Origin of the sequence: Pseudomonas putida (assembly GCA_041071465.1) — a bacterium.
In the GTDB taxonomy this organism is placed as follows: Bacteria; Pseudomonadota; Gammaproteobacteria; order Pseudomonadales; family Pseudomonadaceae; genus Aquipseudomonas; species Aquipseudomonas putida_P.
Window position 1 is genome coordinate 1,625,168 of sequence record CP163498.1, and the last position, 16,477, is coordinate 1,641,644.

Sequence of the window (16,477 nt, forward strand, 5' to 3'; positions counted from 1 at the left end):
GTATACTTGCCAGCTGTCCCAGTCTTCGAGGTACCGCCATGCCATCTGCCATTTCCACTGACGTGCTGATCGTCGGCGCCGGGGTCGCAGGCCTCTGGCTCAATGCCCGCCTGCGCCGCCAGGGCTACTCGACAGTGCTGGTGGAGCGCGCCAGCCTTGGCGGCGAGCAGACCATCAAGTCGCAGGGCATCATCCACGGCGGCACCAAGTACGCCCTGCACGGTGCCCTGACCGGCGCCTCGGAAGCCATTGCCGACATGCCGCGCCGCTGGCGCGAAGCCTTGAGCGGCAGCGGCGAACTGGACCTGAGCGGCACTCGCCTGCTGTCCGATGCGCACTACCTGTGGTCGCCAGGCACCCTGGCCGGCAACCTCACCAGCTTCTTCGCCAGCAAGGCCGTACGTGGGCGAGTCGACCAAGTAAAAGGTGAGCAACTGCCGCCGGCCCTGCAAGACCGCGCCTTCAAGGGCAAGGTTTACCGCCTGGCCGAACTGGTCATCGACGTGCCCAGCCTGCTGGCCAACCTGGCCGAACTGGCGGGCGACAGCCTGCTGGCTGGGGAGCGCATTGAGCCGCTGCGCGAAAACGACGAGCTGGTCGGCCTGCGCGTTGACGGTCGCGACATCCGTGCCCAACGCGTCGTGCTCAGCGCCGGCGCCGGCACCGAGGAACTGCTGCACGCCCTGGGCCTGAACCAACCGGCCATGCAAACACGGCCGCTGCACATGGTCATGGCCAAAGGCGCCAACCTGAAACCCCTTTACGCTCACTGCCTGGGTGGCGGGCCCAAGCCGCGCGTTACGGTGACCACTCATCCGGCAGCCGATGGCCAGTGGGTCTGGTACCTGGGCGGCGACCTGGCCGAAGCCGATGGCGTGGCGCGCGAGCCAGCCGCACAAATCGCCGCAGCGCAAAAGGAAATCGCCAACCTGCTGCCATGGGTCGACCAAAGCTTGGTGCGCTGGGCCACCCTGCGCGTCGACCGCGCCGAACCTGCGCAATCGGGCCTGGTACGCCCGGACAATGCCTTCCTTGCCGACCAGCAGCGCCTGCTGGTGGGCTGGCCGACCAAGCTGGCGCTGGCACCTGACTTCAGCGACCGGGTCATCAGCCACCTGGAGCGTGACGGCATCCGTCCACAAGCACAAGCCGACCTGGCCGACCTGCCACGCCCACCGCTGGGCGTACCGGCTTGGGAGCAACTGCTGCCATGACCTTGCCAACCCTGCACGACTTCCATCGCCCGCTGGGCAGCACCGGCTTCAAGGTTTCACCGCTGGGCCTGGGCACGGTAAAACTGGGCCGCGACCAAGGTGTGAAATACCCCACCGGCTTCACCATCCCCGGCGATGACGAAGCCCGCTTGCTGCTGGCCCAGGCCCGCGAGCTTGGCATCAATCTGATCGACACCGCCCCGGCTTATGGCCGCAGTGAAGAACGCCTCGGCCCGCTGCTGCGCGGCCAGCGCGATGAATGGGTGATCGTCAGCAAGGTCGGCGAAGAATTCGATCAAGGCCAATCGCATTTCGATTTCAGTGCCGCCCACACCCGCCGCTCGGTGGAGCGCAGCCTGCGACGCCTGGAAACCGACCGCATCGAACTGGTACTGGTACATTCCGACGGTAACGACCTGGCCATCCTCGAACAGCAGGAGGTCTACCAGACCCTGGCAGCGCTCAAGCAGGAGGGCAAGATCCTTGGCTTCGGCCTGTCCGGCAAGACCGTCGCCGGCGGCCTGAAGGCGCTGGAGCAAGGCGACTGCGCCATGGTCACCTACAACCTCAACGAGCAGGCAGAACGCCCGGTGCTGGACTACGCTGCCGAACACGGCAAGGCCATCCTGGTAAAAAAGGCCCTGGCCAGCGGGCATATCTGCCTGGCCCCGGGCGTTGACCCGGTGCAGGCCAGCTTTGAGCTGCTGTTCGCCCACCCCGGCGTCAGCAGTGCTATCGTCGGCACCATCAACCCGTTGCACCTGGCCCATAACGTGGCCACCGTCGCCCGTATCCTGGGCCAGCATTGAGTTACCCCTGGCCCAAGGGCCAGGAGACTGACCCGACGCAAGGAGTAGCCTCGTGGCGCGAACGCTGATCCGCAAGAACCCGAGCAACTTCAAGACACTGCCACTGCATGTCGAGGCCACGGCTGAAGGCCTGATCTACCAAAGCATCGGCATGCCGCTGAACTTTGCCCAGACCCAGCAGCGGCGCAAGGCGATCCAGTTACCCGACGTGCAGCGTTTTGTGGTCGAACTGGCAAACCTGGGCGTGTCGGTGCGCCTTACCCTGCATTGGCAAAACCGCGATTACTGGGTGCTGGTGCGCCAGCGCCGGCAAGACCGTGGCGACGTGGTGCTGAAACTGATTTCCGGTTATGTACCGGCGCAGGAGTTGAACCTGCCGCTGCACACGGCTGTGCAGGAAGTGGCCGAGGAGTGCCTGCTGGAAACCCCAGAGGGCTGGCTTGGCGGGCGTTTCAACGATACCTGGCTGCCCGTCCCTTACGCTGCCGCCCTGCACTACCGTGAAACGCCGCACTTCGTGCTGGCCCCGCAGTCCGGCGCAGCACGCCCGGTACACTGCGGCCAGCTGATGCTGCTGGAGCGCCCACGGGCCTATGTGCACTTGCCCACCGCCTCGCTGCAACTGATCTACGATATGCGCCTGCAGGTACCCCGTGAGGCCAAGAAACTCAGCCTGTTCCACGTCGATGAACGGCTGGAGGGCGGCCAGCTGGTGGCGCGACTCAACCGCAAACGGCCAGACCTTTATCTGATGCCGTTAAAGGACGGCCAGCCGCTGGCGGAGCTGTATACGCTTAAAAAGGATGAGCTGGTGCCGGCGAGCACACGCGGGCTGTACCTGGCCGAGAGTTTTGCCCGGCAGGAAGGCTGGGTGGTGGCGGATGAGCGGGTACGCTGGAAGGACTGGGTGAAGCAGCAGGGGCTGGTGGAAAACAAGCCGGTGAAGGCATCGCACCTGCAGCGCTTTGGCGACAAGGCGCGGGCACTGCTGGAGCGGGCTCGTACTAGCCTGAACAAGTGATAGCGGGGCTGCTCTGCAGCCCCAGCTGTATCAGTTCTTGCGAATCTTCTCGACAATCGCCGTGGTCGAGCTGTTCTCGACCAGCCCCAGCACCTTCACGGTGCCGCCATAGGCCTTGACGATATCGGCACCCACCACCTGGTCGATGCCGTAGTCGCCACCCTTGACCAGCACATCCGGCTTGACCTGGCTCAGCAGGTTTTCCGGGGTGCCTTCCGGGAAGCTGATCACCCAGTCCACCGCGCCCAAGCCGGCCAGTACGGCCATGCGCCGGTCGACACTGTTGATTGGCCGGCCCGGCCCTTTCAGGCGGCTGACCGAAGCATCGTCGTTGACCGCGACGATCAGGCGATCGCCTTGGGCCCGTGCCTGTTCCAGGTAGGTGACATGCCCGGCATGCAGGATGTCGAAGCAGCCGTTGGTGAAGACGATCTTCTCTTTGTGTGCCCGCGCGTCATCGATGGCCAGCAGCAGTTGCTCCAGGCCCAGCACACCGCGCTCGGAGCCTTCCTCACGCTGGATGGCGCGGCGCAGTTCAGGGGCGCTGATGGCCGCCGTACCCAGCTTGCCGACCACGATGCCTGCCGCCAGGTTGGCCAGGGCCACAGCATGGGGCAGGTCCTCGCCAGCGGCAATGGCTGCGGCGAGGGTGGAGATGACGGTATCACCGGCACCGGTCACGTCGAACACTTCACGTGCCCGCGCCGGCAGGTGCAGCGCCGGCTGGCCCACGCGCAGCAGGGTCATGCCGTGCTCGCCACGGGTTACCAGCAAGGCGCCGAGGTCCAGGTCCTGCAGCAGTTGCAAACCCTTGGCAACCAGGTCGGCCTCATCGGTGCAACGGCCAACGATGGTCTCGAACTCGCTGAGGTTCGGGGTGATTAGGCTGGCACCACGGTAAATGGAAAAATCCTTGCCCTTGGGGTCGGCCAGCACCGGAATGCCTTTGGCCCGCGCCGCCTGGATCAGGCTTTGGTGATTCTTCAGCGCGCCTTTGCCGTAGTCGGACAGAACCAGCACCTTGACGCCCTCGAGCAGGCTGTCGACCTCGGTGGCCAGCGACAATGGGTCGGTGGCGAACGGCTCTTCGAAATCGATACGCAGCAGTTGCTGGTGACGGCTCATGACCCGCAGCTTGACGATGGTCGGCTGGTGCGCGATGCGCTGGAACACCGAACGCACACCGGCAGCCTGCAGGCTGTTGGCCAGGCTGTCGGCAGCTTCGTCCTGGCCGGTGACGCCGATCAGCGAAGCCGGCGCGCCCAGCGCGGCAATGTTCAAGGCAACGTTGGCCGCGCCGCCGGGGCGATCCTCGATTTGATCGACCTTGACCACCGGGACTGGCGCTTCAGGCGAAATACGCGAAGTACCGCCATGCCAGTAGCGGTCGAGCATGACATCGCCGACCACCAGTACCGGGGCTTGATCGAAACGCGGCATGGACAACTTCATGGGCAACCCATATGGAAATAATGAACAGGGGCAGGATATTAGCACAGGGTAGTCGACGGCTTTATGGCCAGATCGTACCCAGAAAATTCCCGTGACAATCGGGGCCATGACGGCCCCGATCAAGGAGGGTTCAGGTGATATCGGCCTTGGCCGGCTCATCCAGGCCCATGGCATGCAAGCGGGCATAATGGCCATTGGCCGCAAGCAGCTCGGCATGCGTGCCACGCTCGACCAGGCGGCCCTGGTCCATGACCAGGATCTGGTCGGCCTTCTCGATCGTCGACAGGCGGTGAGCGATCACCAGCGTGGTACGGCCTTGCATCACGTGATCCAGGGCAGCCTGGATATGCCGCTCGGACTCGGTATCCAACGCAGAAGTAGCCTCGTCGAGGATCAGCAGCGGCGCGTTTTTCAGCAGCGCCCGTGCAATTGCCAGGCGCTGGCGCTGGCCACCGGACAGCAGTACACCGTTCTCTCCCACTTCGGTATCGAAGCCCTTCGGCAGCCGGTCGACGAACTCCTTGGCGTAGGCATCGGCTGCGGCGGCTTCGATGTCTGCGCGTGGGGCACCGGCCAAGTCACCGTAGGCGATGTTGTTGGCCACGGTGTCGTTGAACAGGGTGACGTGCTGGGTTACCTGCGAAACATGGCGACGCAGGTTGCGCAGGCGATAGTTTTCGATTTCCACGCCATCGAGCAGAATCTGCCCCTGGTCGTGGTGATAGAAGCGTGGGATAAGCGCCGCCAAGGTCGACTTGCCACTGCCGGAACGGCCGACCAGGGCGATCATCTGCCCAGGTTCGGCGACAAAACTGATGTCGCTCAGCACTTCACGCTCGGTACCCGGGTAGGTGAAGCTCAGGTTGCGCACTTCCAGGCGCCCTTCCACACGCTCCTTCTCGACAGTACCGGTGTCCAGCTCAGGCTCTTCGTCCAACTGCTCGAAGATGCTCTCGGCACCTGCCAGGCCCTTCTGGATGGTCGAGCTGACTTCTGACAGCTGGCGAATCGGCTTGGGCAGCAGGCCAGCAGCAGTGATATAGGCTACCAGGTCACCGGCGGTGGACTCGCCCCGCAGGAACAGCACCAGGAACATCAGCGCGGCCATGGCGCTGTAGATCACCAGTTGCAGCATCGGCGTGTACAGCGAGCCGGTCTTGGTCATGCGCAGTTGCTTGTCGGTGTTGCTCTGGCTGGCTTTGCCGAAACGCTGCTCCTCGTAGGCCTCGCCGCCGAAGCTGCGGACCACGCGGTAGCCCTGGATGGTTTCCGACGCCACGTGGGTAACGTCGCCCATTGCCACCTGGATCTTCTTGCTCTGCTTGCGGAATTTCTTGCTGGCGATGCTGACCATGACCGCGATCACCGGCAGGATGGCGACCATCACCAGGGTCAGGTGCCAGTTCATCCACAGCAGGTAGGCAAACAGGAACACCACGGTCAGGCCTTCGCGGATCACCACCTTGATGGCATCGGTGGCCGCGCCGGTGACCATGGTCACGTTGAAGGTGATGCGCGAAATCAGGTGACCGGAGTTGTGGTTGTCGAAGTAGCGGTTAGGCAGCACCAGCAGCTTGTTGAACAACTCCACACGCAGGTCGTGCACCAGGCACAGGGACACCTTGGCCAGGAAGTAGTTGCCGAGGAACGAGCCCAGGCCCTGCCAGGCGGCGATCAGGATGATCAGCAGCGGCACCGCCTGCAGCAATTGCAGGTCACGCAGGTAGGGCACGTTGGGGAACAACACCGCTTCGGGGTTGCTCAGGCCATCGACGAAATACTTGAGAATGCCGGCCAGCATCGGCTGGGTCGAGGCAAAGATCACGAAACCGACAATGCTCAGCAGGAAAATGCCGACATAGGGTTTCACATAGCTCAGCAGCCGGAAGTAGATCTTCAGGCTGGAGGTGTGCTCCGCCGGTCGCGGGGTTTCGGCCATTATCGAGCTCGCTGTTCAGGTTGAACCGGAAATTTTACCACAGGCGTCATTTTCGGCACGCCCCCATGGCAGCATCATGGCAAGGCCCACCGGCAGCCAGCTGATGAACCATTCGGCACGCGGCGTACCAGTGAGGCTGGCAGCATCGAACTGCATGGCCAGGGTCGAATACACCCAGAACCCCAGCAGGACCTTGCCGAACAGGGTGCCGCGCGCGCGCACGATTTCACCCAGCGTGAACAGCCATACCATGGTCCACAGCAGCATACCGGGCAGCCCCATCTCGACCGCGATGTGGGTGAACATGTTGTGGGTATGGTCAAAATGCTTGCCAACCGCACTCACCTCGTAGGCCGAGCCCAGGCCCAGGCCAGTCCAGGGATGCGCGGCAATCATGTCCACCACAGCATGGAAGATTTCCGGCCGGTACGACGAGCCACGCTTGGCGATCAGATCGTACACCAAGTAGAAAGCAAGGCCCGTGGCAATGACTGCGAGGATGGAAAACACTCGGCTGTGGCGGTCGCGGAACCACAGCGGCGCCATCACCACGGTGATCACCAGCGCCAGAAGCGCCCCACGGCTCTGGCTGAGCATGGCGAAGGCCCCCAGGCAAGCCAGTGCCGCCAGCCACAACAGCTGCAAGCCTCGTTGCCGAGGTGGCTCGTAGAGCAGGAAGAGCACGGCCGAGCCAATGACATAGGCGCCCAGGATGGGGTGGGATATCTCACCGATACCCGCCAGCCTCATCAGCAAAGGCATGCGCTGCAACCCATAGAACTTGATGATCGAGACCAGTGCCGCAATGGCCAGTAGCGCGCTGCCAAGCAGCAACAGCTGGCGAATACGGCCCAGGCCAAGCTGGGCGAGCAACGGGAAAGCCAACAGGAACACCAGGATGTAGAGCAGCCGTTTGATCTCGCGCCCGTCATCTTCCGCAGATGACCACACCAGGCTCAGCCCGCTCCAGGCCAACAGCAGCAGCACGCTCCCCCACAGCGCCGGCTGGCGCTTCCAGGCCTGCACCAGCACGTCACGCGCCGACCAGGCCAAGACCAGCGTCGGCAGCCACAGGAACAACACCAGCCCCTGCTGATAAACCTTGTTGCTCGGTGCCAGGGCAATCGCCGCCAGGAACCAGACCAGACCCAAACCTAACCAGGCCCGTGCCCAGCTTTTTTGATACAACATCCTTTCCCCCGATGAATCAAAGACACCATCCATGGTGCTACAGCATTATTTTCGGCATTATTGCCGGTCATTTTGCTCGCCAGACGACAAGGCTCTATTCATGCAATGCTCCCGGCTCACCCAGGTCGACTTCGATCAGCTGACACAAGGCGCACAGGTGCTTGAGGCAGACAGCCATGGTGCCAAAGTCTACCTGCTCGCGAATGGAAATTTCCTTAAGGTTTTTCGTAGGAAGCGACTGATTTCATCTGCGCTTTTGCGCCCTTACTCCCAGCGCTTTGTCGATAACGCCGCGCAGCTGGCGCAACTGGGCATCCCCACCCTCGAGGTGATCAGCCAGCACAAGCTCGACCTGCCTGGCCGCACCGCCGTGCTGTATCGCCCGCTGCCCGGGCGCACGCTGCTGCAGATGTCGCGCGATGAAGGCTTCAGCTGGGACGTTTACCTGCCACGCCTGATCGAACTGATTCGCCAGCTGCACCGCAGCGGTGTGTACTTTCGCTCGCTGCACCTGGGCAACGTGGTGGTCACCCCCGACCAGCGCCTGGGCCTGATCGACGTGGCCGATATGCGTTTCCTGCGCCCGCCGCTGTCGGCACGCATGATTCGGCGCAATGTGCAGCATATGGTGCGCTATATCGAGCGGGAGAACCTGGGCGACCGGTTCCCCCTCGCCGCCTTCGAGGCAGCCCTGCTGGCGCGCTGAGCGTCAGCTGCGCAACAGGCTCTGCGAGCCGTTGCAGAACGCCTGCCAGGCCTGCTCCGGCGCCAACGCCTGGCGCTGCTGCGCGGCAACCGCCGAAGCGCTCAACGCCGAACAACGCTCGATCGCCTCGGCCCAGGCGCTCTCGTCGGCAATGGGCAGGTAGCCCCCGGTGTCGCGCAACTGCTCGCGGAACACTTGCAGGTCGCTGCACACCACCGGCACATCGGCCATCACGGCCTCTTGCACTACCAGCCCCAGCCCTTCGGAACGCGAAGGCACCAATAGCCAGTCGAAGGCCCGATACAACTGCTGCAGGTCTTCGCGGTGGCCACATAGATGAACCCGCCCAGCCAGGCCCAGCGCGTCGATACGTGCCTGGAGCGCGGCGTGCTGCGGCCCCTCGCCAATGATCGCCAGTTGCAGGCTCGGTTGCCGAGCACAGGCTTTGGCGAATGCCTCGATCAGCATTTCAAAGCCCTTGCTCTCTACCAAACGCCCTACCGCACCCAACATCACCCCGCCGGCCTGAGGCAATCGCAGCGCCTGCCTGGCCTGGTCCCGGCTCAGCAACGGCTCGACGAACGCCAGTGGGTCGAGCGCCATGCGTAGCGTCTGCACCGGCCTGCCCAGATCGCGTTCCAGCGACTCGGCCAAGGTCTGCGACACCGCTGCGATACTCAGGCGCTCGGCCGGGAGCCTGCGCAACAGGCGAATATCGCTGGCGTGCAGACGCGTCTTGCCATGGAACAGCACCTTGGCGCGCACCTCGGGAATGTTCTGCAGCAACGGCAGCACCAGCCGCGCGACGCCAATACCGTCGAGCAGCACGATTTCTGCCCTGGCTTCGGCCAGCGCCTTGCGCAAGCGCATGCGCAGCCACGGGCGAAGCAAGCGCCACAAGTGCCGCCCTTTGAGCGCACGTGACGGCATGTGCCACTCCCGGGTAGAACCGAGCCCACAGCAGAGCCCGCTGCCCAGCAGCAGCCAGTTACTGATCCGGGCATCGGCACCCGCGTTCGACAACACCTGCCGATGCACCTTGTGGATGGACATGTACGGCGTTCCACCCGCCCACATCATATTGACGATGTTCATGGGCCCTCTCCCGCTCATGTCAGGTGGGACAGCGACTTCATTGAACAAAAATGGTGATACCCATGCCGATCAAGGCACCCGTCACCAGCGTCAATGCCAGCTTTATCCGATCACGTTGACGACGCTTGGCCTTACGCTCCACTTCAATGGGCAAGGTCACGTGATTACCGAATCCTGTGTGCAAGACTGCATCACCCTCCAAGGTGACCGCTGTCAGATTTAACTCAGCGTAGCGTCGGGAAAGCGCCTTCTCTCCAGCATAGGCGGCAAATGGCGCGCAGCGCTGGTAATCGCTCAAGCGACGCAGGCCAGGATTGAGCGAGAATGCCTGCCATTCGGCTTTTTCGGAAAGCAGCGGATAACACGGCACGCCGGCGATTACCTGGCGATCACCCAGGTGGATGTACGGGCTGTGGATAGCCAGGTCGTGGGCATGGCTGCGCAGCCACACCTGCAACAGGTTGGGGCTGACCTCCAGAATGGCCCGCGAGTCTTCGACGAAGCCTTGGCGGTAGAAATGCCAGTCGTCTTCGCAGTGAAAGATGTACGGCGTCTTGACGTGGCTGTAAGCCAGGTCGATAGACGGCAATTGGCCAAGCTTGGGCCGATTGACGAACACCTTGCAGTACGGCTTCCAGTGCTCCGGCACAGCGGCATGCACGGCATCGTCACCGGAATCTTCGGTGATGAATACCTCGCGAATGGGCGCGGTGTTGTAGCGATCGAAACTCTCAAGGGTGTCTTTGAGCAGATCGAACCGCCCACAACTGGTCACGACGAGCGTGACGTCACTCTCATTTGAAAAGCGCACCGGACTCCCTCCGCATTGCGACTGTCGGCTTTCAACAACCCGCTCCTGGGCGTGAAAGCTCTTATTTAGATGCCCAGCTTCAGGCGCAGCCGCTGCCATGCAGACAATGGCGGGTGGGGCCTGAGCGCCGGGCGCATGTGGTCGACGATGCTACGTCCAACTGCGCCGAAACTGAAACGGGAAACCGCCAAATGGCGGCCATTTTCTGCAATCTGCCGGGCCAGATCAGGGTCCGCGCGCAAGCGGCGGAGCTTTTCCTGAAGGGTCGGGATGTTGTCATAGAACACCACGTTGTGCATGTCCTGCAGGCCCAATGCGCGGTTTTCTTCCTCGCCCTGGTCGTACGCCAGCAACACACAGCCACAGGCCATGGCTTCGAAGTTCTTGATCATGTATTCGCCCATACCGACGTCGGCACTGACGAAAAAACGGATACGGTTGAGCGTGTTGCAGTAGTCCTCACCCGACTTGGTGCGGGTTACCAGCAGGTTCTCGACCTGCCCCAACTCGTCCAGCAGCGCCTTGCGACCACTGTAGGCCACGCTGTTGACACTGCCGACGAAGGCCAGTTCGATATCGCGCTCACGCCCCTGGTCCGTCAGCAACTGCTCGTCGTAGCCCTTGGGCACGAATACCGCGTCAAAACCCTCCTGGCGCAGGCGTTCGCTGACCATGTAGCCAGAGCTGATCACCCGGGCCCATGGCAGTTGCCGGTAATGGGCGCTGAACTTGCCGGTGTACTTGCACGGGATGTAGTTCTGGTAGGCGTCGTGCTCGAGGATGACCAGGTTCGGCACGGTACGGATGAAGGCCACCTGGCGTATCTCCTGCTTGAAGCGCAGGAAGAACACGATGCGGTCATAGCGTTCAACCTGCACTTCACGCTTGAAATAGCGACGCAGGTTGCGTTGGTCTTCGCTGGTCAGCCAGCGCAGGTCGCATTCGCAGTTGGCCGCGACGCCGTCGTACAGGCGGTCGAGAATCGCCCGCTGTTCCTTCTGTACCAGAAATAGGACTTTCATTGCTTTCCTTGGGCGCTCTGCGCCATCGCGGTCAACCATGGGGCGTGCTTACAGTTCACGTCGCCAGAACAGTTCGTGTCGGCGCACGGCCTTGCGGAAGAACTCGTTCTCCCCATAAGGCGACGGCCGACGCGCGGCCAGCCAGCGTTGCAACCAGCGGCGCAGGCGGCGCTTGAACGGCGCGGGCGGCTGCAGGTCGTGCATCATGCCCAGGGCCATGGCCTTGTCGTGCTGGGTAGCCCGGTCCAGGACCAGGCTGCAAGGTGCCCAGGCCTGCGCAGCGCTCAACTGCGGAGGCAGGGCCACGCCATCGCCGCTGTCGCCCATAGGCCAGCGGTCGTTGTCATGCAGGTGGTTGGCATAGCACAGCAGGGTTTGTGGCTGCCAGGCCAGGCCTTGCAGGGCTTCCAGCACTGCCGCCTGAGCGCAGATGTGGTCGGGATGCGGGTCGAGTTGCGGGTGCGGCATCACCAACACCTCTGGCCTTGCCAGTTCCAGCAAGGCACGCAGGTCGGCCAGCAGGTTGTGCCAGGTTGGCGCGCCATCGCGGTCGCCCGGCAACGGGAACGGGTTGAACTGGCGGAACAGGCGAATATCGGCGAGGTCGGCTTCACGAGAAACGGCAGGCTGGTCGGGCGCGGCCTGCATGGCAGGCAGTTGCAGGCAGAAGTAACCCAGCTGCACGCAACGCGACTCCGGCACACCGGCCCAACGCGGCACGGCGATGCTGTCCCAGGCACGCAGGCGGCCCTTCAGACGCGCGGCCTCAGCTTTTGCCAGGCCCATCTGTTGATAATGCTCGGCCTCGATCTCACCGGCGGTCAGGGTCACCACCCAGGTTTCGTCGGCCTGACTGTACAGGCCATACGCGGCCAGCTCGGCGTCGTCGGCATGTGGCGCGATTACCATCACCCGACGCCGCTGCAGCTCGACCGCTGGGGTTTTCCACAGCCGAGCCTGGCCTTGCAGCCGGCAATGCCGACCGCGCAGGCACAACGTGCCGGCTTGCAGCGGCGCAGCCAAGCCAGTCAGATTGAGGAAGCGCACGCCATCGACACCACGCTCGAACGTTTGCCGATCGGACTGATCGGCAGCGGTCAGCTCGACCCGAGGGTCGAGAAACCGCCCCAGCCAGCTGCTTTTTACGTGCAGCTCAAGCACCAGGGTTTCGTCGCCCTGCAGCGCGCACTCGGCCTTGAGCAGACCGTCCTGCAGGCTGGCTGGTACCGGTTGCGCCTGGTCGCCAAAGTCGTAGGCATAGTCCTCACCTGGCGCATAGAACAGGTGGTCGGCAAACCAGGCTTCATGGGCAGCCCAGAGCAGCGGCAACAGCAGCAGTGGCAGCCACCACCAGCTGAAAACACCGAGGGCGACAAGCGCGACCAGGCCCACCAGCAGGCCCAGGCGCTTGTTGCGCCGGTGGCGCTTGAGCAACTGCTGCTTGCGGCTCACGCCTGATACACCGGCACGGGGTTGCACCAGCGGTCCTTGTACTCGCGGTCGGCACGGCCGAACGAGAACCGCAGTGGCTTGTTGCGCGCGCGGGCATCTTCCCAGGCGGCCTGGGTATTGAGGAAGCTCAGCACACTGCCGGGGCTGAAGGCCTTGGTTTCAGGGTCGACGCCGCCATTGATGTATTCGACGCTGATCCATTCTGGCGCTTCGACGCGGTACACCAACTGGATGGCAATCGGCTTGCCGTCCAGCAGCAGCACCGAGCCGATCAGCAGCTCGCGCAGGCGCTCCAGCACATCGGCCATGCGCTCGGCGCCTGTGGCTGGAAAGCCCCAGCGGCGCAGGAACAGGTCGCAGTACATGCTGGCGATGTCCTGGGCAGCGAAGTCACTGATCGGGCGCACCACGCCGCCCGCCTCTTCCAGCAGACGCAGTTCGCGGCGCTGGTTGTAGCGAAACTTCTTCGACAGATCTTCGGGCGCCCGGGCCATCGCCAACTGCTCCTTCTGCGCCTTCAGGCCGCTGAAGCGCCCTTGGTTCAGCTCGGACAGGTAACGCACGGTATGGCGCAACGGTGCCGCGGCATCGGCCGCCGCCGGCAGGATGATTTCGGCATTGCCAAGGTCGAACAGGGCTTTCTTGCCGGCACGCTTGAGCACGTCCTTGGCCAGCGCCAGGTGGTGCCCCCAGGTGGGAATGGCGGCCTTGAGCTCACCGGCCTGATACCAACCCAGGTATCGCACCGGGATCTGCGCCAGATCAGCCAGTTGCTCGACCACCAGCGGATGGGTGGCGACACTGCCACCAAAGCGCGCCCATGCCTCGGCATAGGCCTTGGCGTCGACAGTTTGCCAACCGCGTTCGCGGAAGGCCTGGATACGATTGAGCATCAGGCCTGCCCCACCAGCGCACGCACCTGCGGCAGCTGCCAGAAGGCCTCGCGCACTGCCTGGTCGGAGAAACGCTCACGCAGGCGCTGCAGCATGTGCTCGGCACAAGCCTGGCGCTGCTCGGCGTCCAGCGTGGCCATGTGCTTCAGGCCTTGAGCCAGCTGGGCAGCATCGCCCAACGGGAACAGCACGCCAACACCCTCGACGACTTCGCGGGCACCGCCACAGGCCGTGGCCAGCACCGGCACGCCGGCGACCATGGCTTCGAGCAGGACCATGCCGAACGGCTCATGGTCGGAGCTCAGGGCGAACACATCGAAGGCCTGGAAGTAACGCCGCGCATCCGGCACCTGACCCAGGAAGTCCACCTGCCCGGCAATACCGAGCTCGGCAGCCAAGGCCTTGAGTTCGTCCGCCAGGCGGCCCTTGCCGAGGATAGCCAAGCGAGCACCCGCCGGCAGCCCCGGCAGCGCTTGGGCAAAGCCACGCAACAAAGTGGCCTGGTCCTTGTCCGGGTGCAAGCGCCGACGTTGCCGACGATCCACGCCTGCGCATCCAGGCCCAGGGCCTGGCGCGCCTCGGCATGCGGCACCAGGGCCATTTGCAGGGCGTCGATGTCGATGCGGTTGTACAGGGTCTGGATGCGTTCGGCCGGCCACTGTGGCAGGCACCGACGCATGTCGTCACGCACCGCGTCCGACACACCCAGCAGGCTCAGGCGCTTGCTGAACAGGTTGGCGAACAGCCGGCGGCCCTTGCGCTCATAGTCACCAAAGGCATGGTGCACGCCAATCACCGGCAGGCCGGTACCCAGCAGGGCGACGTAGATGGGCTTGAAGCGGTGGGCGATGCAGAAGGCGAAGTTGCGCTCGGCCGCGATCCGCCGCAACGCGCGGATCGCCCCGAGCTTCAAACCGCGCACGGCCTTGGAGCTGAACTCCAGGAACAACACCTCGTCCGACGCACAGCCGGCCGCTACCTGCGGGTCGGCTGCCCCGGTGAGGAACACCGTGGTGACCTGGTAGCCACGCCCCTGGAACAGGCTGGCGTACTGACGGGCGCAGTCGAGGAAAGGCCCGTCATAACCATGGCAGAACTGCAGGATGCGCGGTTCAGAGCGGCTGGTCATAGGCGGCGGCGCCGTCCTTCACGACCAGGATGTCTTCCATGATCAGGTACTGCAGGTCCGAGCCGAAGAACATGTTCAGGGCATCGGTCGGTGAGCAGATCATCGGTTCGCCACGGCGGTTCAGCGAGGTGTTCAGCGACACGCCGTTGCCGGTCAGGTCTTCCAGCGCCTTCATCATGTCGTAGTAGCGCGGGTTGTACTCGCGCTTGAGCACCTGGGCACGCGAAGTGCCGTCCTCGTGCACCACTTCCGGTACGCGCGTCTTCCACTCCTCAGCCACTTCGAAGGTGAAGGTCATGAATGGCGCCGGGTGGTCGACCTTGATCATCTGCGGGGCAACGGTGTCGAGCATCGACGGGCAGAAAGGTCTCCAGCGTTCACGGAACTTGATCTGGTGGTTGATGCGGTCGGCCACGCCTTCGACGCTCGGGCAGCCAATGATCGAACGGCCACCCAGGGCACGCGGACCGAACTCCATGCGGCCTTGGAACCAGGCCACCGGATTGCCATCCACCATGATCTTGGCGATCTGCTGGGGCATGTTCTCAAGCTTGCGCCACTTCGGCTGGTTCGGATGACGGGCGCAGGCGGCAATCACGTCCTCGTTGGAGTACGAAGGGCCGAGGTAGACGTGTTCCATCTTCTCGACCGGTACGCCACGGGCGTGGGAAACGTAGGCTGCGGCGCCAACGGCAGTGCCGGCGTCGCCGGAGGCCGGCTGGACGAACAGTTCCTTCACGTCCGGGCGGGCGATGATCTTCTGGTTGAGCTTGACGTTCAGCGCGCAGCCGCCGGCGAAGGCCAGCTTGCCGGTTTCACGCAGGGTGTCGCCCAGGTAGTGGTCGATCATCTGCAGCGCCAGCTTCTCGAACAGCGCCTGCATGCTGGCCGCGTAGTGGATGTACGGCTCGTCGGCGATGTCGCCTTCGCGCTTGGGGCCCAGCCATTCGATCAGTTTCGGCGAGAAGTAGAAACCCTTGCCCTTCTCTTTATAGCGGCGCAGGCCGATGACGTTGGCGTACTCGGTGTTGATCACCAGCTCGCCGTTTTCGAAGCTGGCCAGGCGCGAGAAATCGTACTTGCTGGCGTCGCCGTAAGGCGCCATGCCCATGACCTTGAACTCGCCATCGAGCATCTCGAAGCCGAGGAACTCGGTGATCGCGCCGTACAGGCCGCCCAACGAGTCCGGGTCGAAGAATTCCTTGATCTTGTGGATCTTGCCGTTTTCGCCGTAGCCAAAGAAGGTGGTGGCGTACTCGCCTTTACCGTCAATGCCGAGAATCGCGGTTTTTTCCTTGAAGCCCGAGCAGTGGTACGCACTGGAAGCGTGGGCCAGGTGGTGCTCGACCGGCTCGATCTTGACCTTTTTCGGGTCGAAGCCCAGTTGCTCCAGGCACCAGACGATCTTCTTGCGGTAGCGCTTGTAGCGACGGTTGCCCATCAGGATGGCGTCGAGGGCGCGATCCGGGGCGTACCAGTAGCGCTTGGCATAGTGCCAGCGCGCCTTGCCGAACAGGCTGATCGGGGCGAACGGGATGGCTACCACGTCGACGTCGGACGGCTTGATGCCTGCCTGTTCCAGGCAGAACTTCGCCGACTCGTAGGGCATGCGGTTCTTCGCATGCTTGTCACGCACGAAGCGCTCTTCTTCGGCGGCGGCAATCAGCTTGCCGTCAATGTACAGGGCCGCGGAAGGGTCATGGCTAAGGGCGCCGGACAGGCCAAGAATCGTCAATGCCAAGG

The 16,477-nt window shown here is 63.5% G+C and carries 13 protein-coding genes and 1 pseudogene; 4 read left to right on the forward strand and 10 right to left on the reverse strand.

Annotation, left to right across the window (positions count from 1 at the left end; translation table 11 throughout):
• The first annotated feature begins 38 nt into the window (after positions 1 to 38).
• The 3 genes from AB5975_07580 to AB5975_07590 are packed head-to-tail and all read left to right on the forward strand — an operon-like array spanning position 39 to position 3,044.
• On the forward strand, positions 39 to 1,214 hold the full coding sequence (locus AB5975_07580; GenBank protein XDR21698.1) for an NAD(P)/FAD-dependent oxidoreductase: 1,176 nt from the start codon (positions 39 to 41) through the stop codon (positions 1,212 to 1,214).
• Positions 1,211 to 2,023 (forward strand): aldo/keto reductase, encoded by an 813-nt coding sequence (locus AB5975_07585; protein ID XDR21699.1) that lies wholly within the window; start codon positions 1,211 to 1,213, stop codon positions 2,021 to 2,023. Before AB5975_07580 ends, AB5975_07585 begins: the two co-directional genes overlap by 4 nt.
• Positions 2,024 to 2,075: 52 nt before the next feature.
• The gene (locus tag AB5975_07590; GenBank protein ID XDR21700.1) at positions 2,076 to 3,044 is read left to right on the forward strand and encodes a metal ABC transporter ATPase; all 969 of its coding nucleotides are present in this window, start codon (positions 2,076 to 2,078) and stop codon (positions 3,042 to 3,044) included.
• A gap of 30 nt (positions 3,045 to 3,074) precedes the next feature.
• On the opposite strand, the gene hldE is transcribed toward AB5975_07590, so the two are convergent.
• From hldE to AB5975_07605, 3 genes are all read right to left on the reverse strand, one after another.
• Positions 3,075 to 4,496 carry a bifunctional D-glycero-beta-D-manno-heptose-7-phosphate kinase/D-glycero-beta-D-manno-heptose 1-phosphate adenylyltransferase HldE gene (hldE, locus tag AB5975_07595; protein XDR21701.1) on the reverse strand — a complete coding sequence of 474 codons (1,422 nt, stop codon included), beginning with the start codon at positions 4,494 to 4,496 and terminating at the stop codon, positions 3,075 to 3,077.
• 130 nt (positions 4,497 to 4,626) lie between these two features.
• Positions 4,627 to 6,435 carry a lipid A export permease/ATP-binding protein MsbA gene (gene msbA, locus AB5975_07600; protein XDR21702.1) on the reverse strand — a complete coding sequence of 603 codons (1,809 nt, stop codon included), beginning with the start codon at positions 6,433 to 6,435 and terminating at the stop codon, positions 4,627 to 4,629.
• Positions 6,436 to 6,450: 15 nt separating this feature from the next.
• Positions 6,451 to 7,626 carry an O-antigen ligase family protein gene (locus tag AB5975_07605; protein ID XDR21703.1) on the reverse strand — a complete coding sequence of 392 codons (1,176 nt, stop codon included), beginning with the start codon at positions 7,624 to 7,626 and terminating at the stop codon, positions 6,451 to 6,453.
• Positions 7,627 to 7,726: 100 nt separating this feature from the next.
• On the opposite strand from AB5975_07605, the gene AB5975_07610 reads away from it, so the two are divergent.
• Positions 7,727 to 8,332, forward strand: coding sequence for a toluene tolerance protein (locus AB5975_07610; GenBank protein XDR21704.1), 606 nt, complete (start codon positions 7,727 to 7,729; stop codon positions 8,330 to 8,332).
• A gap of 3 nt (positions 8,333 to 8,335) precedes the next feature.
• Here AB5975_07610 and AB5975_07615 read toward each other — a convergent pair whose 3' ends face one another.
• The 7 genes and pseudogenes from AB5975_07615 to AB5975_07645 form a co-directional block, all read right to left on the reverse strand.
• Positions 8,336 to 9,427, reverse strand: a complete 1,092-nt coding sequence (locus AB5975_07615) for a glycosyltransferase (protein ID XDR21705.1) — start codon at positions 9,425 to 9,427, stop codon at positions 8,336 to 8,338.
• 37 nt (positions 9,428 to 9,464) lie between these two features.
• A complete protein-coding gene (locus tag AB5975_07620) occupies positions 9,465 to 10,238 on the reverse strand; it encodes a glycosyltransferase family 2 protein (GenBank protein XDR21706.1) in 774 nt (257 codons plus the stop codon).
• 65 nt (positions 10,239 to 10,303) lie between these two features.
• Positions 10,304 to 11,260 (reverse strand): glycosyltransferase, encoded by a 957-nt coding sequence (locus AB5975_07625; GenBank protein ID XDR21707.1) that lies wholly within the window; start codon positions 11,258 to 11,260, stop codon positions 10,304 to 10,306.
• Between the two features lie 48 nt (positions 11,261 to 11,308).
• A complete protein-coding gene (locus tag AB5975_07630) occupies positions 11,309 to 12,712 on the reverse strand; it encodes a PIG-L deacetylase family protein (GenBank protein XDR22934.1) in 1,404 nt (467 codons plus the stop codon).
• Entirely contained in the window at positions 12,709 to 13,605 is an 897-nt protein-coding gene (locus tag AB5975_07635; GenBank protein XDR21708.1) for an antimicrobial resistance protein Mig-14, read from the reverse strand. The genes AB5975_07630 and AB5975_07635 overlap by 4 nt, the downstream gene beginning before the upstream one ends.
• Positions 13,605 to 14,734: pseudogene (locus tag AB5975_07640) on the reverse strand (glycosyltransferase). Before AB5975_07640 ends, AB5975_07635 begins: the two are co-directional and overlap by 1 nt.
• The gene (locus tag AB5975_07645) at positions 14,718 to 16,475 is read right to left on the reverse strand and encodes a carbamoyltransferase (protein XDR21709.1); all 1,758 of its coding nucleotides are present in this window, start codon (positions 16,473 to 16,475) and stop codon (positions 14,718 to 14,720) included. Before AB5975_07645 ends, AB5975_07640 begins: the two are co-directional and overlap by 17 nt.
• Positions 16,476 to 16,477: the final 2 nt, after the last annotated feature.